Source organism: Rhodococcus sp. MH15, assembly GCF_019266045.1.
Taxonomy (GTDB): domain Bacteria; phylum Actinomycetota; class Actinomycetes; order Mycobacteriales; family Mycobacteriaceae; genus Rhodococcus_F; species Rhodococcus_F qingshengii.
Genome location: NZ_LPNP01000082.1, coordinates 180,026 through 204,364, shown reverse-complemented (window position 1 = coordinate 204,364; position 24,339 = coordinate 180,026). Strand labels below are relative to the sequence as shown.

Genomic DNA, 24,339 nt, shown 5'->3' with positions numbered 1-24,339 from the left:
ACTCACAGGTTCCGACGAAGGAGGGCTACTTCTCGTGTTTCCCACTCATCGCCCTCGCCGGCTCCGGCGCACTCCTGCGCTCCGGCGACTCGTGGCAGAGACCTCGCTCGAACCCCGGCACCTCGTTTTGCCGATGTTCGTCGCCGACGGCATCGACGCACCGCGTGAGATCAGTTCCATGCCAGGCGTTTTCCAGCACACTCTCGATTCGCTGCGGTCCGCAGCGGTGGAAGCGGTGGAAGCCGGCGTCGGTGGCCTGATGCTGTTCGGTGTCCCGAAGGCGGAGGACAAGGATCCCCAGGGGTCCGGTGCCTCCGATCCCGACGGAATCCTCAACGTCGGATTGCGCGCTCTGGCAGACGAACTCGGCGATTCGACGGTCATCATGGCCGATACCTGCCTCGACGAGTTCACCGATCACGGCCATTGCGGCGTGTTGACTGCCGGCGGCGCTGTCGACAACGACGCGACCTTGATCCGATACGTCGAAATGGCTCTCGCACAAGCTGAATCGGGTGCGCACCTGCTCGGTCCCAGCGGCATGATGGACGGTCAGGTGGCTGCGATCCGCGGTGCACTCGATGCTTCGGGGTATGTCGATGTCGGTCAGCTCGCCTATGCCGCGAAATATGCGTCAGCGTTCTACGGGCCGTTCCGTGAAGCCGTCGGATCCTCACTGCAAGGCGACCGTCGTACGTATCAGCAGGACGGCGCCAATCGCCGCGAGTCGATGCGCGAGGTAGACCTCGACGTCGCCGAGGGCGCCGACATGGTGATGGTCAAGCCTGCAATGTCCTACCTGGACATTCTGCGTGAGACCGCCGACCGGTCCCCGGTTCCGGTCGCTGCGTACCAGATCTCGGGGGAGTACTCGATGATCACCGCGGCCGCGCAGAACGGGTGGATCGATCGGGACGCGGCGATTCTCGAATCGCTCATCAGCATTCGCCGCGCCGGTGCCGACGTGGTCCTCACGTACTGGGCGTCGGAAGTTGCCGGATGGCTGTGACGGAGTCACGCATGGTGGCTGCGCCGGTATCGACCGATACGCTGGTGTCATGACCGAGCAGTGGCCGCCGTCGCGCCAGGAACCGCCCCGCCGGGAACCTCCCTACGAGAACCAGCCGTTCGAGAATCAGCCGTACCGCGAACTCGGACCGATGCCGACGGGTCAGATCCCGGGATACGGCCCCGGTTACAACGGATACCCGGGACCTGCGCCGAAACCCGAGCCGCCGACGGACGTCGTGACTGCGATTCAGTTGTGGTGGGCTGTGACGGCGCTGGGGTTGGTCCAGGGCGGCGCGATGATCTGGATGCTGCTCGGGCAGAAGTCGATGTTCGTCGACGAGATGCTCAGAAATCAGGCAGCTGTCGACGCCGGTCTGACGCGTTCCGACGTGGAGGGCATGTTCCCACTGGTCATCGTATTCTCTGCGGTTTTGGTCGTGATCGTCACCGCCGTGTTCCTTCTGTTCGTGCGCGCGATGAGTCGCGGCAGGAACTGGGCTCGAATGTTGCTGACGTTCTGTGGCGTCTTCATGCTGGTCTCCGCGATCCCGGTGATCTTCGGGCTCGGCGGAGACGGCGGCGCGGCCACTCTGCTGTTCGGCGGAGCGGAAATCCTGCAGGCAGTTGCTGCTGTCGGGGCGATCGTGATGATGCACCGAAAAGAGTCCAATCCGTACTTTCTTCGTTTCCCCCCGGCGGGGAACCGGTAGGTAGCTCGGGGTACTGTGAAACGGGTCACTGAAGTAGTAGGGGAGAGGTCGGACGCGATGAGTTCTCAGGAAGCCCTGCGTACGGAAAGCACCCACGACGCGCCACTGCGCCAACGTGGTTCACGCACCGAAGTGATCTTGTTCGCGATCCTCGGAGCCTCTGTTCTGGTGACACTCCTGATGCTCATGATTCCGGGCATCGTCAGCGGATAGCGCACACTTGAACCCGTGAGTATCTCTACGAAGGTCAGGCGCCCGACGGCTGTCGAGGCAGCATTCTGGCTGTGGATCGCCAGCGCGTTCCTGCTCATACTCTTCGGCCTGATCAATGTCACCAGCGCTTCGTATTCGTTGCGTGAGCAGTTCACCGATCAAGGCGTTTCGGCCGGAAACATCGACATCTACGTCACCTTCGTGCGGGTGTCAGGGCTGGTTCTGCTGTTGACCGGCCTCGCGATCGGCGGCCTCGCCGGTCCCACTCGCGCCGGACGGGCGCTGTGCCGACGGATCCTGGTGATCGTGTCCGGAGTGTTCGCGGTGCTGCAGATCGCGCTGGTCGTCGCCGGGATCAGTACCGTGCTCGCGCTGGTTGTTCCCGTCATGCTGATCTGTGCCTGCGTCGCGATCTACCGCGACACCACCCGAAGTTGGTTTGCCCGTGGCTGATCGCGCGCCGGAAATCGGCCCGGACGTTCTGTACTACGAACCGGGTTCTCGGTGGTGGGCCATCGCGTTCGGTCCGATCTTCTGCCTGATCGCCTTGGTCATCGAACTGTTCACGGGCCCGGTGGTGCATTGGTTCGGTCTGGCGATGTTCGCCGTGATCCTCACCGGATTGGTCTACGTGCAGGTGATCGCAGCACGGCGGCACGCGAGCGTACTTCTGACCGCGACCACGTTGCGTCAGGGAACCGAAGAGGTGCCGATCACCGAGATCGCCGAGGTGTTCCCGGAGTCCGACGACGCTGCCTACGAGGACGAAATGGAACCGTGGGAAACGGCACGCGCGCTCGGTGAGCTGTCCGGAGTGCCCAGGCGTCGGCACGGTATCGGCTTACGTTTGACCACCGGGGGATTGGTGCGGGCGTGGGCAAAGGACGATCAGGCACTGCGCGAGGCGTTGAGTCAGGTCGTTGTGGTTGGTGTCGAACCGGACGGGTCTGCCGATGACTGAGCCACAGCCATCCCCGCGTGTCGACGTGAAGACGTGGATCGGTGTACTCGGTATCGTCGCCGCAACGATTCTGGCGGTCGTGTGCTGGCGAGCGGGTACGACGACGTCCGACTTCGGACCGATACTGGAGGGCGCTCCACCGTTCGAGAGCACGCACTACGACGGTCTCTGGATCTCGGGCGCCGGGTTGTCGATTCTGGTTGCGGGGCTGATGGCCATCGATGTCGTGCGCCGCGTCCGGGTGGGCTTCGTCGCATCGCAGTAGCCCTCATACGGGTAGGGGGTATAGTTGCGGTATGAGTAGTTACAGCCCCGAGCAGGACGATCTGCTCAAGCGCCTTCGTCGTATCGAAGGTCAGGTAGCCGGAATTTCACGCATGGTCGCAGACGACCGGTACTGCATCGACGTGCTCACCCAGGTATCCGCCGCGACGAGCGCGTTGCAGTCCGTGTCCCTGAAGCTTCTCGACGCCCACCTTGCGGGTTGCGTCGTCGAAGCTGCCAAGCAGGGTGGTCCGGAAGCGGACGTCAAGATCAAGGAAGCTCAGGCGGCCATCGCTCGCCTCGTTCGTTCGTAAGGTGTCGGTCCGTCACTCCGTGATGGACCGCGCGAGCGCCCGGGCGGAGAAGCTCACGAAGTACTCGGGTGTGACTTCTTTGGCGATGTTGATGACGATGGTGTCCGACAGGCCTTTGAGTCCGGAGAGCACGAGATGGATCAACGCGGGGTCGTCGATCAACCGGCTCCCTTCGGCTGCAGCAGATTCGGTGAGCGCTCGAATCAATGCCGAGTTGTAGACCGCTACGGATGCGTGAAGTTCCCGCATGCTTTCTCGGTCGGACCCGGCCATGCCTTCGATGTCGCGCCAAGTGGTGGTGAGTCGACCCACCCGTGCCCAGTGCCGAGCAAACTCGGAAATCATGGACTCGAGTAAGGCGCTCAGTCCCTGCTCGCGGGGGAGCGAGTTCACGAAGTCCGCCATTTCCAGCTGACTTTCGCTGAGGAGGGCGGCGAAGATGTCCTGCTTGTCGACGAAGTACTGGTAGATCAGGCCAGTACTGGTGCCGGCTCGTTTGGCGACAGCGCGGATCGTGAGCGCGGAGTAGCCTCCTTCGTCCAGAAGCGAGATCGCCGCGTCGAGAGTTCGGCGTCGACGCACTTCGGCGTCGCCGTAGATCGACTTGCTGCTGGTACTGCTCATTTGATCACCGTAGTCGCGGTGGTCGGCATCCTCAATTCACATCGAACACTGTTCGTTGTCGAACGCCGCCCAGAATTCGATGTGACTCAGATCATAGAATGAACATTGTTCGAAATAGAATGAACATCGTTCATTCTGGTGTTACGGTATGGCGCAGACCACATCGAGGCCAGTGCAAAGTGCTGGACACTCTGCGGTCGGCCTGACCTTTCTTCCCGTATCGATCGGGAGGTCTACACAGTTGTGGAGTACCTATGACACGCACTAACGATGAACGCGCGGCGATCGACATCGCCGCTACGGCTGGAGAACTTCTGCTCGACCATCGGAAATCCCTCGGCGAAAACGACGGTGATGTCGCGACTTTCAAGAACGCGGCCGATCGGCTCAGTCATGAATTCATCGTCGCCGAACTTGCCCGACGCTTTCCTGCGGATGCAGTGCTGTCGGAGGAAGGGGCTGACGACCTCGCGAGGCTGGCTGCGGATCGGGTGTGGATCGTCGACCCTCTCGACGGCACCCGTGAGTACGGCGAGGCCGGACGATCGGACTGGGCCGTTCATGTTGCGCTGACCGAAAACGGTGTCCTCACAACCGGTGCGGTCGCAATGCCTGCCCTTGGCGTCACCTATTCGAGCAGCGATGATCGGACCGAACGGGATGCCGCGACGCCGGTTCGAGTCGTCGTATCGCGGACGCGTCGTCCGGAACCGGTCATGCGCATGGCCGACTCGATGGGCGCGGAGTTGATCGAAATGGGATCCGCCGGAGCCAAAGCAATGGCGGTCGTCTCGGGTGAGGCAGACATCTACGCACATGCGGGCGGACAGTACGAGTGGGATTCGGCGGCGCCCGTTGCTGTCGCACATGCTGCGGGACTGCATGTTTCGCGTATCGATGGCAGCGAACTGCGCTACAACCAGGAAAACCCGTGGTTGCCGGATCTGCTGATCTGCCGACCCGAACTCGCCCCGAAAGCACTGGAGGAATTGGGCCGATGACCGCGACACTGACGCACCTCGAACGACTCGAAGCCGAGAGCATTCACATCATGCGTGAAGCTGTTGCCCAGAGCGAGAACCCGGTGATGTTGTACTCGGTGGGCAAGGACTCCGCCGTGATGCTGCATCTGGCGCGCAAGGCCTTCTATCCGTCGAAGCTGCCGTTTCCGCTTCTGCACGTCGATACCACGTGGAAGTTCCGTGAAATGTACAAACTTCGTGACAGTACCGCCGCTGCAGGCGATCTCGATCTGATCGTCCACACCAACCCGGACTGCGTGAAGCAGGGGATCAACCCGTTCACTCACGGCAGCGCTGTCCATACCGACATGTGGAAGACCGAAGGCCTCAAACAAGCCCTCGATCACTACAAGTTCGACGCTGCATTCGGCGGCGCCCGCCGTGACGAAGAAAAATCCCGCGCCAAGGAACGCATCTTCTCGATCCGATCAGCTGCGCACCGTTGGGATCCCAAGCGGCAGCGACCGGAACTGTGGCGGATGTACAACGTCCGCAAAGCGCCGGGCGAGAGCCTGCGCGTCTTCCCGCTCTCGAACTGGACCGAGCTGGATGTGTGGGAATACATACGCCAGGAAGAGATTCCGATCGTTCCGCTGTATTTCGCCGACAAGCGGCCCGTCGTAGAGCGGGACGGTGCGCTGATCATGGTCGACGACGACCGGATGCCGTTACTGCCGGGAGAGACCCCGGAACTCAAGAGCGTTCGTTTCCGCACCCTCGGCTGCTACCCGCTGACCGGAGCCGTCGAATCGACCGCAACGAGCCTGACCGAGATCATCTCGGAAATGTTGCTCACCACCACTTCCGAACGCCAGGGACGGGTCATCGACCACGACTCCAGCGCGTCGATGGAAAAGAAGAAGCAAGAGGGGTACTTCTGATGACTGTTTCCTCGGATCTGATCGCTGACGACATCGAGGCGTACCTCGAACGTCATGCAAACAAGAGCATGCTGCGATTCATCACGTGCGGCAGCGTCGACGACGGCAAGAGCACCTTGATCGGCCGTCTGCTCTACGAATCGAAACTCGTCTTCGACGACCAGTTGACGGCGCTCGAAGCCGATTCGCGCAAGAGCGGAACCCAGGGGGAGGGGCTCGATTTCGCGCTCCTGGTCGACGGTCTCGCCGCCGAACGTGAGCAGGGCATCACGATCGACGTCGCCTATCGCTACTTCACGACCGAGCGACGCAAGTTCGTCGTCGCCGATACTCCGGGGCACGAGCAGTACACCCGAAACATGGTGACGGGCGCGTCGACCGCCGATCTTGCTGTGATCCTTGTCGATTCCCGCAAGGGGATACTGACCCAGACCCGCCGGCACTCGTATCTGGTGTCGCTGCTGGGGATCAAGCACGTGGTGCTTGCCGTGAACAAACTCGACCTCGTCGACTACTCGCAAGAGGTCTTCGATGCCATTACCGCGGACTATGCAGAGTTCGCTCACGAGATCGGTCTGGACGGGTTCGTCGCCATCCCGATGTCGGCATACATGGGTGACAATCTCACCGAGCGCAGTGCGAATACCCCGTGGTACTCCGGACCAAGCCTGATCGAGCATCTCGAAAGCGTGGACATCGACGATGCTGCCGCCGCGGCTCCGTTCCGGATGCCGGTGCAGTGGGTCAACCGGCCGGACCTCGACTTCCGCGGATTCTCCGGCCAGATCGTTTCCGGCACCGTATCTCCCGGAGATCCCATCCGCGTGCTCCCCAGTGGAAAGACGTCCACAGTCGAGCGCATCGTGACCATGGGTGGCGACCTCGACGTTGCCGGTGCGGGTCGCTCGGTCACCATCACGCTCGCCGACGAGATCGACATCAGTCGCGGTGATGTGCTGTCCATCGGCGACAATCCGCCGGCCGTAGCCGATCAGTTCGAGGCCTGCATCGTCTGGATGGGTGAGGCTCCCATGCTGCCCGAACGGCCGTTCCTGTGCCAGATCGGTACCGTGACAGTCACTGCGCGCATCACCAAACCGAAACACAAGATCAACGTCAACACTCTCGAGAAGACCGCAACGACTACTCTCGCGCTCAACGAAATCGGTGTGTGCAACCTCAGTTTCGATCGGCCGGTCCCGTTCGACCCGTACGTCGGCAACCGTGACACCGGTAGCTTCATCCTCATCGACCGCCTTACCAACGGCACTGTCGGTGCGGGCATGATCACGCACTCGCTGCGTCGATCGGACAACATTCACTGGCAATCCGTCGACGTCGACGAGGCCGCGCACACCAGGCTCAAGGGACACCAACCCGCAGTTCTGTGGTTCACCGGTCTCTCCGGTTCGGGAAAGTCGACCATCGCGAACGATGTCGAGCGTCAACTGCACGCACTCGGCGCGCACACCTACCTCCTCGACGGAGACAACGTGCGTCACGGGCTGAATCGAGACCTCGGATTCACCGAAGCCGACCGCGTCGAGAACATCCGTCGCGTCACCGAGGTCACCCGACTGATGGCGGACGCCGGTCTGATCGTGCTCGCGTCCTTCATTTCACCGTTCGAGGCCGAGCGTCATGCCGCGCGTGAATTGATCGGCGACGAACAGTTCGTCGAAATCTTCGTCGACACCGCTCTTGCCGTCGCAGAGGAGCGAGATCCCAAGGGTCTGTACAAGAAGGCTCGACGGGGCGAGTTGGTGAACTTCACCGGAATCGATTCGCCGTACGAACCGCCGCAGAACCCTGACATTCACATCGACACCAGTGTCACGACGACCGAGGACGCTGCGATCGCGATCGTCGACCATCTCCGCGCCCGCGGAACCATTTCTTGATCCGCCTGAACACGAGGAGCATCCATGCCTGACAGGGCTGAAATAGTTTCTGCCGTAGAAGATTACGTCAAGTGTCTCGGAAGTCACGACGTCGACGGACTGGTTGCGCTGTTTGCGCCCGACGCAGTTCAACACGAACCGCTGGGGGTCCAGACCTACCGCGGAATCGACGAGATTCGCGAATTCGATACCGCGAACGCGCAGGTCGATTTCACAGTCAGCCTGCTCGGTCCGATTTCGGTGACGGGAAAGTACGCAGCCATGCAGCTTCGGGTGCAGCGCGCCGGTATCCCTGACTTCGCTGCCACCGATGTGTTCGAGTTCGACGAGAACGGCAAGATCATCTCCCTGAGTGTTGTTCTCGATCCGCAGGCGCTGTGCTGACCCATCAGGGCCTGCTGGCAGGCAAGGTTGTCGTCGTCTCGGGAGTGGGCCCGGCGCTGGGTCGTTCGATTGCGCTGCAGAGTGCGGCGGCCGGAGCGAAGGTTGTTCTGGCTGCCCGCACACCCGAGCGCTTGGAATCGGTGGCAAGGGAGATTCGAGACCGCGGCGGAATCGCGTTGGCCGTCCCGACGAACCTCACCGACGTCGATTCGATCGCTTCGTTGGCGGAGACAACTGTCGCTGAGTTCGGTGCGGTGCATTGCTTGGTGAACAACGCATTTGTTCAACCCGCGCAGGTCCCGCTCCTGGACGCCGACGTGGTGTCCATCCAGTCGGGCATCGACATCAACTTGCTCGCGGCGTTGAACGTCACCAGAGAATTTGCTCCGGCATTGATCGAGTCGCACGGGTCCGTCGTGATGGTCACGTCCATGGTGTTGCGCAACCAGCTTCCCGGGTTCGGGGCCTACCGCATCATGAAATCCGGGCTCCTGGCAATGGCACGCAGTTTGTCGATCGATCTCGGTCCCAAGGGCGTTCGAGTCAATTCGGTTGCTCCCGGCTATATCTGGGCGGACTCGGTCAAGAACATGTTCGAGAAGAAGGCGGCGGCGGCAGGAGTCGACCCCAAGATGATCTACGACGAGATCGCAGCGGGCGCCGATCTGCGCCGATTGCCGGAGCCAGATGACATCGCAAACGCTGTCGTCTTCCTCCTGTCCGATTCAGCGAGGGCCATCACAGGGCAATGTCTCGACGTCAACTGCGGTCACACGCACCACTGATCAACTCATACAAGGACTAGCCATGACACAGGATTACGACGGCATCGGTTCCATCGATGACCTGCACCAGGCTGCGCGCGAGGCGGCCGGGTACGAAAACTTCGGCAGCGAAAGCTATCTCGAAGGACTTCGAGTTCTCCTCGAGTCGTTCCAGAACGAGGCCGACCTCACTCCTCACGGCAAGGTGATCGCTCGCAAGATGATCGTCGGAGCGCTCGCGGGTCGCCTGACCAGTGAGGCCGGATTCGCGAAATATCCAGAGCACGTAAATGTTCCGATCGAACGCCCGATCTTCGTGGTCGGGTTGACCCGCACCGGCAGCACCGCGCTGCACCGTTTGCTCGGTGCCGACCCAGCGCATCAGGGCGCCGAGATGTGGCTCGCCGAGACGCCGCAGCCGCGCCCCGAGCGCGACATGTGGTCGGAGAACGAAGATTACGTTCGCTCCGACGCCTTCTACCGTGCTCGCCAGCGTAACGAGGCAGACCTGATGAAGGTTCATTTCATGGGGGCGGAGGAGGTCGAGGAATGCTGGCGGCTGCTGCAGCAGACGATGCTCTCGACCGCGTTCGAGACGGTGGCGTACGTGCCGAGTTACACCCGGTGGCTGGCGGAGCAGGACTGGACCGAAACATATGCGCGGCACAAGAAGAACCTGCAGTTGATCGGGCTGCACGACCAGGACAGACGGTGGGTGCTCAAAAGCCCGAGCCATGTCTTCGCGATCGACGAGATCATGTCGGTCTATCCGGATGCACTGTTCGTTCGGACCTTCCGAGACCCGTTGACATCGATGGCGTCCACCTTCAGCCTCGTAGAGCAGGGCGGACACGACATGTCGAAGGCATTCGACCGTCCCGCCATCGGGCGCACGCAACTGGACCTGTGGGCGCGAGGGAACGCGAACTTCAACAATGCCCGTAGCCGTTACAACCCCGATCAGTTCATCGACGTCGACTACAAGGACTTCATCGCCGGTGCGGTCGGCACCGTCGAGAAGATCTATGCACAGTTCGCCCTGCCCTTCACAGACGACGCCCGCGCCGCGGTGGAGGCGTCGCATCAGGCCAGCCTTGCCGAGCACCGTCGTCCGTCGCATCGCTATTCGCTCGAGGATTTCGGCGTGAGCGCTGCCGACGTCGAAGCGAAGTTCGCCACCACACCCTGAAGGCCTCCGGCCCTGTGCGCCTTTTTGGTAGTGCCGACTACCAAAAAGGCGCACAGGGCGAAGCCCCAACCGAAACAAGGAGATTCACATGAATGCTGTTTGGGAAAAGTTCTGCGCAGATCTGCTCGAGGTCGGAAAGGTCCTGGAAGACGAGATCGTCCCTCAGGATCCGCTGACTCAAGCCGAGGGCGTCCGCTACCTGAGTCGGTTGCTTCGGTACGGCACGATCAACTGTGTCGAGTACACCGATCCGCGGTGGCCGCAGTTCTCGTCGGCTCCGAACCCGAACATGATGACGAAGATCGGTGCCGACAACCCGGACAACGTCTACATGCGCGCCAACATTTCCGGTAAGTACAACTACCGGATCATCGGCACCCGAGGCACCGTCCCGCTGATCACCTTCGGCTCGCGCGTAAATCGGTACCACATCGACGGCACCATGCTGCAGACCGGCGATCTGCATATCCAAGACCTCGAGGTCGACGAGAACGGCCGTTTCGAGTTCATCGCGAGCGTCGTCAAGCCCGATGAGGGCGCTTGGCTGCCTTTGGCGCCCGACAGCAACCTCATCTCCGTTCGGCAAACTCACAAGGATCGGCGCAACGAGGTCATCGGTGATCTGACCATCGAATGCCTGAACCCGGACGGGGAGTTCGTCCCGTTGAGTCCGGAAGAGATCGGCGAGCGCCTCACCAAGTCCGTCGGGATCGTGAAGGGGATGGCGGAGACCTTCCTGGAATGGTCGCGCAAATTCCAGCCGCACACCAACGAGATTTTCGACTGGGGACAGGACTACTTCCAGGATGCCGGCGGCGATCCGACGATCTTCTACTTCCACGGTTACTGGAAGCTCGCCGAGGACGAGGCGTGGGTCATCGAGACCGAGGTTCCGAACTGCGAGTACTTCAACTTCGTGCTGCAGAACTTCTGGGTCGAGTCCCTCGACTACAACCGCACGAACATCTACATCAACAATCACACCGCGAAGCTCAACGACGACGGCACCATGACAATCGTCGTGGCGGCGAAGGATCCGGGTTATGGCAACTGGATCGACACCGATTCGCATGCCGAGGGGACATGGGCGCTGCGCTGGATCAAGGCGGACTCGCACCCGATCCCGACGTCAAAGGTAGTCAAGATCTGACACGCTGACGGAGATTGGGAACGTATGTACACCAGGAAGATTAGGTTCGGCCCTCGCTTTGTCACGCTCGGGCTTGCCGGTGCATTGATGTTGGCCGGCTGCGCGTCGAGCAGTGGGGACAACTCGGGATCGGCTTCATCGAGCAGTAGTGGCGCAGCTGGTTTTGTGGGCGCCCCAGATGTGGGGGAGCGGATCGACGGCGGTGTTCTCACCTTCGGGTCCTATTCGTTCCCTTCCTCGTTGGACCCCACGAGAACGCAAGCAGCCGGTTCGACCGGCGGAACCGAAATGGCCGCGATTTACGACACGCTGGTACGCAGCGACTCCACAAACGGGAGCTTCGTGCCACAACTCGCGAAGACACTGTCGAACAACAGCGACTTCACTTCGTACACCGTCACTTTGGCTGACGGCCTCACCTTCAGCGACGGAAGTCCGCTCGACGCGGAAGCGGTGAAGTGGAGTATCGATCGATTCGTGGCAGGCAAGGGTGATGTATCGCAGACCTGGCTCAACATCGTGGATCGGATCGAGACGCCCGACGCCACCACAGTCGAATTCGTGCTCGAGCGGCCCTGGCGTCAATTCCCGGCGCTGTTGTCGCTCGGGCCCGGAATGATCGTTGCGCGAAGTTCAGGGGGAGAGGCAGGGTCGGTTTCAGGAACCGGGGAGGGAGCGTTCACACCGATCGGGGCGGGTCCGTTCACCTTGGCCAAGTTCGCCCCGCACGAAGAACTGGTACTCGCCGCACGCACGGATTATCAGGGCGGTAAACCTCCACTGGACACAGTGCGGTTTGTTCCCACGTCGGGTGCGCAGTCTCAGTACGAATCGTTGAAGAGCGGCCAGATCGACATGACGTACATTCTCCGCGACGAGGCCGTGATCGAACAAGCTCTCGACGACGGATACTCGGGTTACCTCAGTCCGACCGGACAGAACGGGATCGGCACGATCAACAACCGTGAGGGCAAGCCCGGGGCTGATGTTCGCGTCCGTCAGGCGATCGCCTACGGGGTGGATCCGGCGGCGGTCAATACCCGGGCGAACAACGGATTGGGCACCGCCAGTTCCGAACTGGTCCCGCAGACGTCACGTTGGTACAACAACACAGCAGGCATTCCGTTCGATCAGGTGAAGGCAAAGGCGCTGCTCGATCAAGCGAAGTCCGACGGGTACGACGGGAAACTCCGCTACCTCACCACCTCGGAGCCGAGCCAACAGGCGACGGCACTGACGGTTCAGGCGTCGCTGAACGCGATCGGTTTCGACGTCACCATCGACTACGCGACCGATGTGACCGATCTGGTTCGACGGGTATACAAGGACCACGATTTCGACATGACCAGAGGTGGCGCTCCGGTCGGAGAAGAAGCGCCGTACCTCAATTTGTACAACAGTATGGCCAGTGATTCGAAGAACAACCCGTCCGGCTTCGCGGACCCGGAGATGGACGCGATGATCACAGCTGTGCAGACGGCATCAACGGACAATGCTGTCCGTGAGGCGATCAGCAAGGTGCAGGAGTACGCCAACGCGACTGTGCCTTACGTGATCTGGGGGCCGGCGTCGGTGTTGACCGCATGGGACGGCAACGTTCACGGCGTCGTTCGCAACATCACCGACATCATGTTCTTGGGCGGCGCTTGGATCTCGCCCAACGGCGAAACGGTGGAACGATGAAGTGGTCCTTGGCGGGTGCGATGATCGACGCCCTGGAACTGTGCGAGTTGGCGCAGGTCGCCGAAGAGGTGGGGTTCGACGGAATCGCGATGCCGGATTCCGTGTTCTATCCGGAGCAGGTGTCGGCGCCGTACCCGTACACTGCTGACGGGAAGCGGATGTGGGCGCCCGAGACGCCGATGCCTGATCCGTTCATTGCCATGGCGGCGATGGCGGCCGTCACATCGCGAATTCAGTTCTACACCAACGTGTTCAAACTTCCACTGCGCGATCCGCTGTTGACGGCCAAGCAGGTCGCGACCATGGCCGTGATGTCGAGGAACCGCGTCGCTCTCGGCGTCGGTTTGTCCTGGATTCCCGAGGAATTCACCTTCACCGGTACCGAGATGCGCACCCGCGGTGCGCGTACCGACGAAGCCATCGAGATCATCAAGGCGGTGTGTGCGGGACGTGGGCCGGAATGGGTCGAATACCACGGCAAGCACTACGATTTCGACGCTCTGATGATCAGTCCTGCTCCGGAGATTCCGGTTCCGATCTACATCGGTGGGCACAGCGAACCGGGGTTGCGCCGTGCAGCCAGGCTGGCCGACGGTTGGATGTCGGTGAACACGACCAAAGCCGAATTAGCCTGCGCCATCGATCGTCTCACGGAATTGCGGGTCGAGTACGGTCGTGCCGATGTTCCTTTCGGCGTCAACGTCTCGCCGACGGATGTTCGTGATCTGGACGGATATCGCGAACTCGAGACTCTCGGAGTCACGGAAATCAGAGTTTTGCCCTGGTATTACTACGGAGTTGACTCCGGTGATCGTCAGGGACGACTCGACTCCATTCGGCGGTTTGCCGAGGAGGTCATCGCTCAGTACTGATCGATCAGCGTCTGCATCGCCCGGCCGTAGAGTTTTGCCAACTCGTCGCGATCTGCGGACTGGGGGATACTTTCGTCGCTGAGGACGCTCAACAGCCCGGACACCTGGGCGGAGACCAGGAGTGCGCGGGTGTACGCGTCTTCGCCGTCTAGACGAGCGGCGAGATTGGTGGCGAATACTCCGGTCATGTCTCGGAGTCGCTCCCGGATGCGTGGACTGTCCGATGCTCGCATGAGCGCTGTGTACACCGACAGCATCCGGGCGTCGGCCTTGCCCAGGACGAAGGCGGCGATTCGCTCACCGAGGGTGTCGAGTGGGCCGTCGAACTGGCCTTCGAAGTAGTCCGCAACCGGCGTGGTTTCCAGGAACAGTGCTTCTTTGGACCCGAAATGCCGGATGACCAGGGCCGGATCGATTCCGGCAACTTTGGCGATGGCGCGAACTGACGTGCCGCCGAACCCGTGCTCGCCGAACAGTTGGAACGCCGCCGCGCGAATCGCCTCGGATGTCGAGGGGTGCTCCTGCTCTGGCGTGTGCCTCGTGGGTGTCACGACATCGACCTCTGTGCTCGCTCGCCGACCGCGTTGTCAACGGCGTTGACTATAACGTGTCAACGGTGTTGACTGTTGAGTCTGTCAACGGTGTTGACAGCTAGATGCGGTTAGTGAAGAGAGCGTGGAATATGACAGATACCGACGTCCGAGTACCCAGCGAAGAAGTTGTCGATCCGCCGACCAATTGGAAGATGGTGGGCAGTGGACTCGCATTTCCGTTGTTCTTCGTCATCATGTTCTGCTTGTGCTACGTCAGCGCCTTCCATTCGCCGACGCCGAATCAGGCACCGATCGTGGTGGTCGGGTCGCCGTCCGTCACGGCCCCGCTGATCGACGGAATCCAGGCTTCGTCGGGTGACAAGTTCGACATCGTTGCCACAGCCAACGCCGCCGACGCACTCTCTCGGATCGACAACCGCGATGCGATCGGCGCCATCGAGATCGGTGACGCCGTGACCGCACATATCGCCACCGGCGCGGGCGCCTCGACGGTTTCCGTGGTGAGCAGCTTGGCGCATTCGGTTGCGGAGCAGACGGGGCAGCAGGTCACGGTGATCGACTCGGCGCCTGTCACGGCGCGCGACTCCTCGACTGTCGGACTCTTCTACTTCCTGATCGTCTGCACCCTCGGTGGCTACCTGACCATCACGGTGCTCAGTCAGGTTGCGCCGAGAATGCGGTTGCGAGAGCAGTATTCGATCCTGGCCGGTGCGGCGATACTCACCCCGCTCATAGCCTTCGGCATCACCAGCATCTTCATGCACGCCTTCGGGGCGTCATTCGGCCAGATCCTGCAACTGCTGGGAATCTCGATGGTTTACACGTTCACCGTCGGTGCGGTGAGCATTCTGCTCAATCGACTGCTCGGCCAAGCCGCGATCTTCGCGGTGCTGACGGTGCTCGTTTTCATCAACTTCCCGAGTTCGGGTGGTGCCATTCCGGTGTCGTTCCTGCCGGGATTTTGGCAGCACATCCATTCGTTCTGGCTCGGATCGGCAGCCATGGAGCCCATCCGCTCCGTCATCTACTTCAGTGGCAACGGCGCCGGACCGCACCTGCTCGTTCTGGGGATCTGGCTGGTCGCGGCACTCGGCCTGACCGGACTGCTCGCCTCTCGCCAGTCGAAAAAGGCAGCAGCGCACTGAGTGTGGTGGGGCCGGCGATTGCCGACCCCACCCGAACCCTTTACTTCAGCCGTACCGCGTCGGTGCCCGGTCCGTCGAGCATCGCGGACCCCAGCAGGATGTCCGGAATGCCGAACCCGTCGATCAGTGTCTCGACGTGGGGGCGCAGGGTGCGGCAACGCTCGTTGATTCCGCGCGTCACGGCCTTCGAACGCTCCACCGACAGATGCCGGTGCTCCATGAACCAGGCCTTGTCCTCTTCGATCACGGACAGTGCGTAGAGATCGCACACCTCGCCGAAGAGTTCCTTTGCGGTCTCGTCCTCACACGAGTCGATGCCGGCGACGAATGCTTCCAGGATGACGCGCTCGATGTGCGCCTGAGCGGCTTTGAGCACGTGGTCCTGCACGAAGTTGAACGCGTCGAACGGGTTCTCCTCGCGCTTCTGCGCTGCCTGCAATCGCCTTGCCGCAGTGGCGAGTAGGTACTCTTCGCGGTCTTCGAACATCTTCATCTGGGTGCCGCGATTGAAGAGGCTGCCGTCCTCTTCGTTGTCCTGGCGAGTGTCGACGATCGTCTGCAGGATCTGCTGCGCTGCCGTGCGTTTCTTGACCACGTCGGAGACCGTCGTAGCGGCGAAGCGCATCCAGTCGACCGGGCTCATGCCGCGGACTTCGTCGGCGTAGGAGGTGAGGAGTTCTTTTGCGACCAACTGCGTCAGAACGTGGTTGTCACCCTCGAACGTGGTGAAGACGTCGGTGTCCGCCTTGAGTGCGGTGAGGCGGTTCTCGGCGAGATAGCCTGCGCCGCCGCAGGCTTCGCGTGCCTCCTGGATGGCCCGAGTGGCATGCCAGGTGTTGGCGGCCTTGAGTCCGGCGGCGCGACCTTCGAGTTCGCGCTGCTCCTGCGGATCCGGGTCGTCGCTGCTCTGGATGTCGTGCATCGCGGCTACGAGTTCGTTCTGTGCGAACTGCAGAGCGTACGAGCGGGCGATCAACGGCAGCAGACGCTTCTGGTGGACGAGGTAGTCCATGATCAGGACTTCGTCGTCACTCTTCGGAGCACTGAACTGCCTGCGCTGCAGGGCGTATCGACCGGCGATGGCCAATCCGACGCGGGCGGCCGCTGCCGCGGAACCACCGACGGTGACACGTCCACGAACCAGTGTGCCGACCATCGTGAAGAAACGACGGTTCGGGTTCTCGATCGCCGAGCTGTACGTGCCGTCCTCGGCGACGTCGGCGTAACGGTTGAGTAGATTCTCACGCGGGATGCGGACCTGGTCGAAGACGATGCGGCCGTTGTCGACTCCGGGCAGTCCACCCTTGAGCCCGCAGTCGGACGTCGTGACGCCGGGGAGGTCGTTGCCGGCGTCGTCACGAATCGGCACGACAAAGCAGTGGACGCCCTGACTTTCGCCTCCGGTGATCAGCTGTGCGAACACCGCTGCGACGGTGGCGTGCTGGGCAGCGCCGCCGATGTAGTCCTTGCGAGAGGACGGAGTGGGGGAGTTGACGACGAACTCGCCCGTCTCGACGTCGTAGGTCGCCGTGGTTTCGAGTTCCTGGACGTCGCTGCCGTGACCGGTCTCGGTCATCGCAAAGCAACCGAGCAGATCCAGATCGATCAGCGGCTTGACGTACGCCTGGTGGTGACGCTCGGTGCCGAGGTTTTCGATGGCGCCGCCGAACAGACCCCACTGGACGCCGGCCTTGACCATCAGTGAGAGGTCGGACATCGCGAGCATCTCGATGCTGGTGACGGCGCCACCCGCGTCGCCCGTTCCGCCGTGAGAGACGGCGAAACCGTTTGCGGCGTACCCGAGATCGGCGAGGACCCGCATCTGTTCGAGAGCCTTGGAGCGCGCAATGGCGGTGTTGGGTGTGTAGTGCGGAGCAAAACGTTCGTCGTTCAATTCGCCGCGAACGCGCTCACGCACCTCCCGCCAGCGTCCGTCGAGTGTTGTCCTGAGGTGGTCCGCTGTGGTGGCCATGGAACCGACGATAGCGCGTAGCGCACCGCGGGCAACCCGGTTCGATCCCAACCTCACATTCAGCAGGAGCCCGCGGCACCCGCTTCGATTCCTTGGCGGAAGAGTTCCTTCTCGCTCTCGGACATAGCCTGGTACGAAGGGTCGTTCTCGACGATCTTCAGGAAGTCGGCGCCCGCCGTCTGGGTCGACGTGTCGCCGCTCTGAACACGCTGCTGAACGTAGACGGACACCGCCGAACACCCGCCGAGAAACGCGGGGTCGGTGCTCGTCGCCGCGGTGGTTCGAGCCGAGTCGGTGGCGCTCGGCGGCGACGAAACTGTCGCCTTGTCGCCGTTCGAAGCGTCCGAACCACACGATGTGAGAAGAATCGCAGCCGAGACCATCAGCGTCGTCAACAGTCGCTTCATGCCCGGAATCGTCTCACGCGGGGCCCGGTTCGACCGGAAAACTCGCCTCGAGCACCGAAGTCCTACACCCTGTCGTTGTCAGATTCGACAGAACTGGGACACTGGAAGCCGTGACTGTGTCTTCCGGTGATCCCGACGTGCATGCAACGAACTCCGCTCGGCTCTTCGAACGTGCCGGCAACGTGATTCCGGGTGGCGTCAACTCGCCCGTCCGCGCGTTCGGTTCGGTCGGCGGAACACCGCGATTCATTCGCGAAGCATCCGGCTACACCCTCACCGACGTCGACGGAAACAACTACGTCGACCTGGTGTCGTCCTGGGGTCCGATGATTCTCGGGCACGCTCACCCGGCAGTCGTCGAAGCAGTTCGCGAAGCAGCCCTCGGAGGTCTCTCCTTCGGTGCGCCGACCGAAGGCGAAGTTGCTCTCGCCGAGGAAATCGTCGCCCGCGTCGCGCCCGTGGAAAAGGTTCGTCTGGTCAACTCCGGAACCGAAGCCACGATGAGCGCAGTCCGCCTCGCCCGCGGATTCACCGGGCGGACCAAGATCGTCAAGTTCTCCGGTTGCTATCACGGCCACGTCGACGCCCTTCTCGCCGACGCCGGATCCGGCCTCGCGACGTTCGGGCTGCCGACCTCTCCCGGCGTGACCGGCGCTCAAGCAGAAGACACCATCGTCGTGCGCTACAACGATCTCGACGCGGTGGCCGCGGCCTTCGCGGCCAATCCCGGCGCCATCGCGTGCGTCATCACCGAAGCTGCCGCCGGAAACATGGGCGCCGTCGCACCGCTTCCCGGTTTCAACGAGGGTCTGCGTCGTCTCACCCGTGAGCACGGCGCACTCCTGATCATGGACGAGGTGATGACCGGATTCCGCGTCAGTGCCTCGGGTTGGTACGGCATCGACAACGTCGCAGGCGACCTCTACACCTTCGGCAAGGTCATGAGCGGCGGCCTGCCTGCCGCAGCATTCGGCGGCCGCGCCGACATCATGGGCCACCTCGCACCGGACGGTCCCGTCTACCAGGCAGGCACCCTCTCGGGTAACCCCGTAGCCGTCGCCGCCGGACTCGCGAGCCTGCGCGCCGCCGACGCCGAGGTGTACGCCAAGCTCGGCCGGAACGCGACCGCCCTCGGCGACCTCATGACCCAAGCACTCACCGCCGAAGGCGTCGAACACCGAGTGCAGTACGCAGGCACCTTGGTGAGCGTGTTCTTCACCGAGAACACGGTGACCAACTACGACGAAGCCAAAGCCGCGCAGACCTGGCGATTCCCCGCCTTCTTCCACGCACTGCTCTCCCGCGGCGTGTACCCGCCGCCGAGCGCGTTCGAAGCGTGGTTCGTCTCCGCAGCCCTCGACGATCGAGCCTTCTCGATCATCGCCGACGCCATGCCTCACGCAGCCAAGGCCGCAGCTGCTGCCGTCAAGCCCTGAGCAGTTCCAGTTCCAGAACACCGCACGCTTCCGACATCCATCATCTTCAGCGAGGACCCTCGACTGTGACCGACGCCGATCACCCCGACCACACGTCCACCCGCACCATCGTCCACGTCCTGCGCCACGGCGAAGTACACAACCCGCGCGGGATCCTCTACGGACGGCTCCCGGGTTTCCGGTTGTCGGTGGCGGGCGAAGCTCAGGCTCGTGCGGTCGCGTCGGTGCTCGCCGATCACGACATCACCCACGTGGTCGCGTCGCCGCTGCAGCGGGCACAAGAGACCGCGACTCCGATCGCCGAGGCACACAAGCTCGACATCGTCACGGACGAAAACCTGATCGAGGCAGGCAACGAGTTCGAGGGTCTCAAGGTTGCCGTCGGGGACGGTGCGCTCTCGCGTCCGCGTCACTGGTGGAAACTGCGTGACCCGTTCACCCCGTCCTGGGGCGAGCCCTACCTGCAGATCGCGCATCGCATGCTCGCAGCCGTCAATGCCGCACGCGTCGCGGCAGTCGGACACGAAGCCGTCGTCGTCAGCCATCAACTTCCGGTCTGGACACTGCGTCGATTCCTGCAGGGCGAGCGTCTCTGGCACGATCCCCGTCACCGTCAGTGTGGACTGGCCTCGTTGACTTCACTGGTCTACGAAGGCGACACCCTGGTCGACATCGTCTACTCCGAACCTGCCGGCGCCTCCGACCCGAGAGTGACAGGAGCATGATTTCGCGCCGCATCGCCGCAGCATTCGCAGCCGCTGCGTCGGCGATGCTTCTTCTCTCGTCCTGCGCGACCGGCGATGACGCCGTCGCACAGGGCGGAACTTTCGACTTCGTCTCACCGGGCGGACAAACCAAGATCTTCTACGATCCGCCGTCCGACCGAGGCACCATCGGCAAGCTCTCCGGGCCCGACCTGATGAACGAAGGTCAGAAGGTCGGTGTCGAGGACTTCGAGGGCAAGGTCGTCGTTCTCAACGTCTGGGGTCAGTGGTGCGGACCGTGCCGCGCCGAAGCCGACGACCTGGAACAGGTCTACGAGCAGACCAAGGATTCGGGCGTGCAGTTCCTCGGCATCAACGTCCGCGACGACACCAAGAACAAAGCGCAGGACTTCGTGGTCGACAACAAGGTCTCGTACCCGTCGATCTACGACCCGTCGATGCGTTCGCTGATCGCCCTCGGTGACGGCTACCCCACGTCGGTCATTCCGACGACGATCGTCCTGGACCGCCAGCATCGCGTCGCCGCGGTGTTCCTCCAAGAACTTCTCGCCGAGGATTTACTGCCCGTCGTCCAGCGAGTAGCTCAGGAAGACGCGCAGTAAAGATGACAACCACGACCACTACGCTGCTGGCCGGCAGCGACACATTGAGTGCCGGTGTGGGCGAAGCGTTTCAGAACGCGGCGTCGTCCGGTCCGCTTCTGCTCGCCCTCGGCGCCTGTGTGCTCGCCGGTCTGGTGTCGTTCGCTTCACCGTGCGTCGTGCCGCTCGTTCCCGGCTACCTGTCCTACCTGGCCGGCGTCGTCGGTGCCGACGCTCCCGCGATCACCGCCGAAGAGGCGAAGACGCGGACGATCACCCGGAGCAGTCGACTGAGGGTGGCCGGTGCGGCCGGACTGTTCGTCGCGGGCTTCACCGTTGTGTTCGTCCTCGCGACCGCGTCGGTATTCGGCGTGATCTCCACGCTGCTCGTCAACCGCGAGGTCCTGATGCGAGTGGGCGGTGTCGTCACCATCGCAATGGGTCTCGTCTTCATCGGGCTGATTCCGGCGCTGCAGAAGGACGTTCGTTTCGAACCGCGTCGCGTGTCGTCACTGGTGGGTGCGCCGCTGCTCGGGGGAGTGTTCGCTCTGGGCTGGACGCCGTGCCTCGGTCCGACATTGGCAGGCGTGATGTCCGTAGCGGCGGGAACCGACGGGATGACCGCCGCGCGTGGTGTCACGTTGATCGTCGCGTACTGCATCGGACTCGGCCTGCCGTTCATCATCTTGGCGCTGGGATCGGCGCGCGCGCTGACCGGCGTCGGCTGGTTGCGTCGTAATGCACGCACCATTCAAATTTTCGGCGGAATCATGTTGGTGGCAGTGGGAATCGCCCTCGTCACCGGCGCGTGGGACCAGTTCGTCGGCTGGGTTCGCGACGCATTTATCTCGGAGGTGACGCTGCCGATATGACAGCTGACGACAATAACGACCACCCGAAACCCGTGCTGCCGAAGCAGTCGGTGATCGGTCGAGTCGTTGCACTCGGGCGCAACACCTGGCGCGGGCTCACCTCGATGCGGACCGCGCTGGTACTGCTGTTCCTCCTCGCGCTCGCTGCGATCCCCGGCGCCCTGCTGCCACAGCGAACCCTCAACGAGGGCAAGGTCACCGACTACATCGCCGCGCGTCCGACGCTCGGTCCGTGGATGGACCGCCTCGAATTGTTCGACGTGTTCAGCAGTTTCTGGTTCACCGCGATCTATGCATTGCTCTTCATCTCGCTGGTCGGCTGCATCCTGCCGCGTTGCGTGGAGCACGCGAAGGCGCTGCGCACCCGTCCGGTGAATGCGCCGCGCAATCTTGCTCGCCTGCCGCACCACACCAAGAGCGTCGTGGACGGCGAGACTCCCGACGAACTTGCTGCCCGGGTGTCGAAAGAACTGCGCGGGTGGCGCGTCGAAACGCGTCGCGGCGATTCGAAATCACGACGCGAAGGCGAGATCACCATCTCGGCGGAGAAGGGATACCTCCGCGAGTTCGGCAACCTCGTGTTCCACCTCTCGCTGGTCGGATTGTTGATCGCGATCGCCGCGGGCAAGTTGTTCGGCTACGAGGGCAATCGCATCGTCATCGCCAACGACGGCCCCGGGTTCTGCACGACCTCGCCGGCAGTGTTCGACTCCTTCGTCGCCGGTCTGAGCCTCGACGGCACCGGCATGACCCCGCTGTGTGTACGTGTGAAGAATTTCCAGGCCGACTACCTCGAGACCGGTCAGGCCGAGATGTTCACCTCGGACATCTCGTACCAGGCAGGCGACGACCTCGAGTCCGATACCTGGCGGGACACGACCATCCAGGTGAACCACCCACTGCGGATCGCCGGCGATCGTGTGTACCTGCAGGGACACGGATACGCGCCGACATTCACCGTCACGTTCCCGAACGGTGAGACCCGCACCGAGACGCTCCAGTGGCGTCCGGACGACGCCACGACGTTCCTGAGCAGTGGCGCGATGCGCTTCGACCCGCCGGGCGGCATGTATCCCGATGCGGACGAGCGTCGGAAGAATCAGATTGCCATCGAAGGATTGTTCGCGCCCACAGCGCTGTTCCACGGCAACCTGCTGTCGTCGAGTTACCCGGCGATGAACGATCCGGCAGTCGCCATCGACATCTACAAGGGCGACACCGGACTCGATACCGGTAACCCGCAATCGCTGTTCGAACTCAACACCGAACTGATCAATCAGGGCCGACTGGTCAAGCAGGATCGAGTCAATCTGTTTCCGGGGGAGAGCGCGACGCTTGCCGACGGAACCCAGGTGCGATTCGATGGTGCCGTCGACTTCGTGAACCTGCAGGTCTCCCACGATCCCGCTCAGGTGTGGGTGTTGGTTTCGGCGTTGACCATGATGGCGGGCCTACTCGTCTCGCTCGTGATCAAGCGTCGCCGCGTCTGGGCACGTATCTATCCAGATGACGAACGACGTACTGTAGTAGAACTTGGTGGGCTTGCCCGCACCGACCACGCAGGCTGGGGCGACGAGTTCGACCGCCTCGCCGACCGCTTGCTGAAAAGCAATCCGACCACCGCGGTGAACCAACCGCACGCGCAGGAGAACGCCCGATGACAACGAACGAGACACTCGCGCAGTACAGCGACTGGGCCTTCAAGTCCGCCTTCACCGTGCTCGTGCTGGCGTTTGTGCTGCTCATCGTGCAGTACGCGTCGGCCAGAGCAAAGGCGGTTCAGGACAAGGAACTGGTCTCCGCCGGCGGTGTCGACGCATCCGTGCCTGGCAGGGTCGCGGAGACTCCGAGCAAGTCGCTCTCGGAACGATTCGGCGGAATGGGCCGAGCTGTCCTGGTCGTCGGAACGGTGCTGATCATCGCGTCGATCGTGCTCCGCGGATTTGCGACGGAACGATTCCCGCTCGGCAACATGTACGAATTCGTGGCGATGGCGTGTGCGGCGTCGTTGCTGGTCGGGCACGTCCTGTTGATCAAGCCGGCGTACCGTCCGATGTGGGTCTTCTTGCTGGTGCCGGTTCTGATCTTGATGTTCCTCGCCGGCACGGTCCTCTACGCCGACGCGGCTCCCGTGGTTCCGGCGCTGCGCTCGTACTGGCTTCCGATTCACGTGACGATCGTCAGCGTCGGCTCCGGAATCTTCATGATCGGCGGTATCGCGAGCCTTCTGTTCCTGCTGCGACTGAAGTTCCCGCCCGGTGACGAAGGCACGAGCATCGGTGGCCGGATCGCGGAGCGACTGCCCGATGCCCAGACTCTCGACCGCTTGGCGTACAAGAGCACGATCATCGCGTTTCCGCTGTTCGGCGCCGGCGTCATCCTCGGTGCCATCTGGGCGGAAGCCGCGTGGGGACGCTTCTGGGGTTGGGATCCGAAGGAGACGATGTCCTTCATCGCCTGGGTGATCTACGCGGCCTATCTGCATGCGAGGGCAACGTCCGGGTGGCGCGAGACGAAGGCCGCCTGGATCAACATCGCCGGTTTTGTTGCGATGCTGTTCAATCTCTTCATCATCAACATGGTCGTCTCCGGCTTGCACTCCTACGCGGGACTCACCTGATCCTCTCGAGGTACCGTGGGTGGCTGCCGACCGGTCTGTAGGTATTACCGGTAGGTACGTCAGGGGCGGGCAACAGTTACGATG

General features: G+C 62.5%; 27 protein-coding genes. 23 read left to right on the top strand and 4 right to left on the bottom strand.

The genetic code is table 11. The annotated features are described in order from the left end of the window. Window positions 1-34: 34 nt before the first annotated feature. From hemB to ATN37_RS31060, 7 genes are read left to right on the top strand one after another with little or no spacing between them, the layout of a single operon-like run. Window positions 35-1,009, top strand: coding sequence for a porphobilinogen synthase (gene hemB, locus ATN37_RS31090; protein ID WP_007735309.1), 975 nt, complete (start codon window positions 35-37; stop codon window positions 1,007-1,009). A 49-nt stretch (window positions 1,010-1,058) separates the two neighbouring features. Then, window positions 1,059-1,721: a hypothetical protein gene (locus ATN37_RS31085; RefSeq protein ID WP_007735307.1), complete on the top strand. Its 663-nt coding sequence runs from the start codon at window positions 1,059-1,061 to the stop codon at window positions 1,719-1,721. Window positions 1,722-1,778: 57 nt separating this feature from the next. Continuing rightward, window positions 1,779-1,934, top strand: a complete 156-nt coding sequence (locus tag ATN37_RS31080; RefSeq protein WP_003941930.1) for a hypothetical protein — start codon at window positions 1,779-1,781, stop codon at window positions 1,932-1,934. A 15-nt stretch (window positions 1,935-1,949) separates the two neighbouring features. Next, complete coding sequence (locus ATN37_RS31075) at window positions 1,950-2,387, top strand: hypothetical protein (RefSeq protein ID WP_003942066.1); 438 nt, start codon at window positions 1,950-1,952, stop codon at window positions 2,385-2,387. Continuing rightward, window positions 2,380-2,895 (top strand): hypothetical protein, encoded by a 516-nt coding sequence (locus tag ATN37_RS31070; RefSeq protein WP_003941872.1) that lies wholly within the window; start codon window positions 2,380-2,382, stop codon window positions 2,893-2,895. The genes ATN37_RS31075 and ATN37_RS31070 overlap by 8 nt, the downstream gene beginning before the upstream one ends. Beyond that, a complete protein-coding gene (locus tag ATN37_RS31065; protein WP_007735305.1) occupies window positions 2,888-3,160 on the top strand; it encodes a hypothetical protein in 273 nt (90 codons plus the stop codon). The genes ATN37_RS31070 and ATN37_RS31065 overlap by 8 nt, the downstream gene beginning before the upstream one ends. Before the next feature lie 31 nt (window positions 3,161-3,191). Further along, window positions 3,192-3,473 carry a metal-sensitive transcriptional regulator gene (locus ATN37_RS31060; RefSeq protein WP_003942012.1) on the top strand — a complete coding sequence of 94 codons (282 nt, stop codon included), beginning with the start codon at window positions 3,192-3,194 and terminating at the stop codon, window positions 3,471-3,473. Between the two features lie 12 nt (window positions 3,474-3,485). On the opposite strand, the gene ATN37_RS31055 is transcribed toward ATN37_RS31060, so the two are convergent. Then, window positions 3,486-4,097 carry a TetR/AcrR family transcriptional regulator gene (locus ATN37_RS31055; protein ID WP_003942004.1) on the bottom strand — a complete coding sequence of 204 codons (612 nt, stop codon included), beginning with the start codon at window positions 4,095-4,097 and terminating at the stop codon, window positions 3,486-3,488. 254 nt (window positions 4,098-4,351) lie between these two features. On the opposite strand from ATN37_RS31055, the gene ATN37_RS31050 reads away from it, so the two are divergent. From ATN37_RS31050 to ATN37_RS31010, 9 genes are all read left to right on the top strand, one after another. Then, window positions 4,352-5,098: a 3'(2'),5'-bisphosphate nucleotidase CysQ gene (locus ATN37_RS31050; protein WP_218696067.1), complete on the top strand. Its 747-nt coding sequence runs from the start codon at window positions 4,352-4,354 to the stop codon at window positions 5,096-5,098. Continuing rightward, on the top strand, window positions 5,095-6,000 hold the full coding sequence (gene cysD, locus ATN37_RS31045) for a sulfate adenylyltransferase subunit CysD (RefSeq protein ID WP_042453017.1): 906 nt from the start codon (window positions 5,095-5,097) through the stop codon (window positions 5,998-6,000). The genes ATN37_RS31050 and cysD overlap by 4 nt, the downstream gene beginning before the upstream one ends. Next, window positions 6,000-7,901 carry a sulfate adenylyltransferase subunit CysN gene (cysN, locus tag ATN37_RS31040; RefSeq protein ID WP_007735300.1) on the top strand — a complete coding sequence of 634 codons (1,902 nt, stop codon included), beginning with the start codon at window positions 6,000-6,002 and terminating at the stop codon, window positions 7,899-7,901. Before cysD ends, cysN begins: the two co-directional genes overlap by 1 nt. A gap of 24 nt (window positions 7,902-7,925) precedes the next feature. After that, window positions 7,926-8,285 (top strand): nuclear transport factor 2 family protein, encoded by a 360-nt coding sequence (locus ATN37_RS31035; RefSeq protein ID WP_003942015.1) that lies wholly within the window; start codon window positions 7,926-7,928, stop codon window positions 8,283-8,285. After that, on the top strand, window positions 8,279-9,070 hold the full coding sequence (locus ATN37_RS31030; RefSeq protein ID WP_054187831.1) for an SDR family oxidoreductase: 792 nt from the start codon (window positions 8,279-8,281) through the stop codon (window positions 9,068-9,070). The genes ATN37_RS31035 and ATN37_RS31030 overlap by 7 nt, the downstream gene beginning before the upstream one ends. Window positions 9,071-9,092: 22 nt before the next feature. Next, window positions 9,093-10,238 carry a sulfotransferase gene (locus tag ATN37_RS31025; RefSeq protein ID WP_218696066.1) on the top strand — a complete coding sequence of 382 codons (1,146 nt, stop codon included), beginning with the start codon at window positions 9,093-9,095 and terminating at the stop codon, window positions 10,236-10,238. An 88-nt stretch (window positions 10,239-10,326) separates the two neighbouring features. Then, window positions 10,327-11,388 (top strand): DUF1214 domain-containing protein, encoded by a 1,062-nt coding sequence (locus ATN37_RS31020; RefSeq protein WP_209448472.1) that lies wholly within the window; start codon window positions 10,327-10,329, stop codon window positions 11,386-11,388. Between the two features lie 24 nt (window positions 11,389-11,412). Then, a complete protein-coding gene (locus tag ATN37_RS31015) occupies window positions 11,413-13,071 on the top strand; it encodes an ABC transporter substrate-binding protein (RefSeq protein ID WP_218696065.1) in 1,659 nt (552 codons plus the stop codon). Next, the gene (locus tag ATN37_RS31010) at window positions 13,068-13,943 is read left to right on the top strand and encodes a TIGR03619 family F420-dependent LLM class oxidoreductase (RefSeq protein WP_063314769.1); all 876 of its coding nucleotides are present in this window, start codon (window positions 13,068-13,070) and stop codon (window positions 13,941-13,943) included. The genes ATN37_RS31015 and ATN37_RS31010 overlap by 4 nt, the downstream gene beginning before the upstream one ends. On the opposite strand, the gene ATN37_RS31005 is transcribed toward ATN37_RS31010, so the two are convergent. Next, window positions 13,934-14,494 carry a TetR family transcriptional regulator gene (locus ATN37_RS31005; protein WP_007735287.1) on the bottom strand — a complete coding sequence of 187 codons (561 nt, stop codon included), beginning with the start codon at window positions 14,492-14,494 and terminating at the stop codon, window positions 13,934-13,936. The two genes, ATN37_RS31010 and ATN37_RS31005, sit on opposite strands and share 10 nt — an antisense overlap. A 131-nt stretch (window positions 14,495-14,625) precedes the next feature. On the opposite strand from ATN37_RS31005, the gene ATN37_RS31000 reads away from it, so the two are divergent. Beyond that, a complete protein-coding gene (locus tag ATN37_RS31000) occupies window positions 14,626-15,642 on the top strand; it encodes an ABC transporter permease (RefSeq protein WP_007735285.1) in 1,017 nt (338 codons plus the stop codon). Window positions 15,643-15,682: 40 nt separating this feature from the next. Here the strand turns inward: ATN37_RS31000 and ATN37_RS30995 are convergent, their stop codons facing one another. Together ATN37_RS30995 and ATN37_RS30990 are read right to left on the bottom strand one after the other, a co-directional pair. Then, entirely contained in the window at window positions 15,683-17,614 is a 1,932-nt protein-coding gene (locus tag ATN37_RS30995) for an acyl-CoA dehydrogenase (RefSeq protein ID WP_024487810.1), read from the bottom strand. 59 nt (window positions 17,615-17,673) lie between these two features. After that, window positions 17,674-18,021 (bottom strand): hypothetical protein, encoded by a 348-nt coding sequence (locus tag ATN37_RS30990; RefSeq protein ID WP_218696064.1) that lies wholly within the window; start codon window positions 18,019-18,021, stop codon window positions 17,674-17,676. Between the two features lie 110 nt (window positions 18,022-18,131). On the opposite strand from ATN37_RS30990, the gene hemL reads away from it, so the two are divergent. From hemL to ccsB, 6 genes are all read left to right on the top strand, one after another. After that, on the top strand, window positions 18,132-19,457 hold the full coding sequence (gene hemL / locus ATN37_RS30985) for a glutamate-1-semialdehyde 2,1-aminomutase (protein WP_037129903.1): 1,326 nt from the start codon (window positions 18,132-18,134) through the stop codon (window positions 19,455-19,457). A gap of 65 nt (window positions 19,458-19,522) precedes the next feature. Beyond that, window positions 19,523-20,182 (top strand): histidine phosphatase family protein, encoded by a 660-nt coding sequence (locus tag ATN37_RS30980; RefSeq protein ID WP_003941868.1) that lies wholly within the window; start codon window positions 19,523-19,525, stop codon window positions 20,180-20,182. Further along, complete coding sequence (locus tag ATN37_RS30975) at window positions 20,179-20,784, top strand: TlpA disulfide reductase family protein (protein WP_007735280.1); 606 nt, start codon at window positions 20,179-20,181, stop codon at window positions 20,782-20,784. Before ATN37_RS30980 ends, ATN37_RS30975 begins: the two co-directional genes overlap by 4 nt. Before the next feature lie 2 nt (window positions 20,785-20,786). Beyond that, complete coding sequence (locus ATN37_RS30970; protein WP_007735278.1) at window positions 20,787-21,635, top strand: cytochrome c biogenesis CcdA family protein; 849 nt, start codon at window positions 20,787-20,789, stop codon at window positions 21,633-21,635. Beyond that, window positions 21,632-23,296: a cytochrome c biogenesis protein ResB gene (locus ATN37_RS30965; RefSeq protein WP_003942064.1), complete on the top strand. Its 1,665-nt coding sequence runs from the start codon at window positions 21,632-21,634 to the stop codon at window positions 23,294-23,296. Before ATN37_RS30970 ends, ATN37_RS30965 begins: the two co-directional genes overlap by 4 nt. Beyond that, on the top strand, window positions 23,293-24,255 hold the full coding sequence (ccsB, locus tag ATN37_RS30960) for a c-type cytochrome biogenesis protein CcsB (RefSeq protein ID WP_003941951.1): 963 nt from the start codon (window positions 23,293-23,295) through the stop codon (window positions 24,253-24,255). Before ATN37_RS30965 ends, ccsB begins: the two co-directional genes overlap by 4 nt. Window positions 24,256-24,339 lie beyond the last annotated feature (84 nt).

Excerpts from the sequence above, each read along its gene's own strand:
- ATN37_RS31085 (WP_007735307.1), top strand. The coding sequence starts at position 1,059 with ATGACCGAGCAGTGGCCGCCGTCGCGCCAGGAACCGCCCCGCCGGGAA.
- ATN37_RS31080 (WP_003941930.1), top strand. The coding sequence starts at position 1,779 with ATGAGTTCTCAGGAAGCCCTGCGTACGGAAAGCACCCACGACGCGCCA.
- ATN37_RS31065 (WP_007735305.1), top strand. The coding sequence starts at position 2,888 with ATGACTGAGCCACAGCCATCCCCGCGTGTCGACGTGAAGACGTGGATC.
- ATN37_RS31060 (WP_003942012.1), top strand. The coding sequence starts at position 3,192 with ATGAGTAGTTACAGCCCCGAGCAGGACGATCTGCTCAAGCGCCTTCGT.
- ATN37_RS31055 (WP_003942004.1), bottom strand. The coding sequence starts at position 4,097 with ATGAGCAGTACCAGCAGCAAGTCGATCTACGGCGACGCCGAAGTGCGT.
- ATN37_RS31050 (WP_218696067.1), top strand. The coding sequence starts at position 4,352 with ATGACACGCACTAACGATGAACGCGCGGCGATCGACATCGCCGCTACG.
- cysD (WP_042453017.1), top strand. The coding sequence starts at position 5,095 with ATGACCGCGACACTGACGCACCTCGAACGACTCGAAGCCGAGAGCATT.
- cysN (WP_007735300.1), top strand. The coding sequence starts at position 6,000 with ATGACTGTTTCCTCGGATCTGATCGCTGACGACATCGAGGCGTACCTC.
- ATN37_RS31035 (WP_003942015.1), top strand. The coding sequence starts at position 7,926 with ATGCCTGACAGGGCTGAAATAGTTTCTGCCGTAGAAGATTACGTCAAG.
- ATN37_RS31025 (WP_218696066.1), top strand. The coding sequence starts at position 9,093 with ATGACACAGGATTACGACGGCATCGGTTCCATCGATGACCTGCACCAG.
- ATN37_RS31020 (WP_209448472.1), top strand. The coding sequence starts at position 10,327 with ATGAATGCTGTTTGGGAAAAGTTCTGCGCAGATCTGCTCGAGGTCGGA.
- ATN37_RS31015 (WP_218696065.1), top strand. The coding sequence starts at position 11,413 with ATGTACACCAGGAAGATTAGGTTCGGCCCTCGCTTTGTCACGCTCGGG.
- ATN37_RS31010 (WP_063314769.1), top strand. The coding sequence starts at position 13,068 with ATGAAGTGGTCCTTGGCGGGTGCGATGATCGACGCCCTGGAACTGTGC.
- ATN37_RS31000 (WP_007735285.1), top strand. The coding sequence starts at position 14,626 with ATGACAGATACCGACGTCCGAGTACCCAGCGAAGAAGTTGTCGATCCG.
- ATN37_RS30995 (WP_024487810.1), bottom strand. The coding sequence starts at position 17,614 with ATGGCCACCACAGCGGACCACCTCAGGACAACACTCGACGGACGCTGG.
- ATN37_RS30990 (WP_218696064.1), bottom strand. The coding sequence starts at position 18,021 with ATGAAGCGACTGTTGACGACGCTGATGGTCTCGGCTGCGATTCTTCTC.
- ATN37_RS30975 (WP_007735280.1), top strand. The coding sequence starts at position 20,179 with ATGATTTCGCGCCGCATCGCCGCAGCATTCGCAGCCGCTGCGTCGGCG.
- ATN37_RS30970 (WP_007735278.1), top strand. The coding sequence starts at position 20,787 with ATGACAACCACGACCACTACGCTGCTGGCCGGCAGCGACACATTGAGT.
- ATN37_RS30965 (WP_003942064.1), top strand. The coding sequence starts at position 21,632 with ATGACAGCTGACGACAATAACGACCACCCGAAACCCGTGCTGCCGAAG.
- ccsB (WP_003941951.1), top strand. The coding sequence starts at position 23,293 with ATGACAACGAACGAGACACTCGCGCAGTACAGCGACTGGGCCTTCAAG.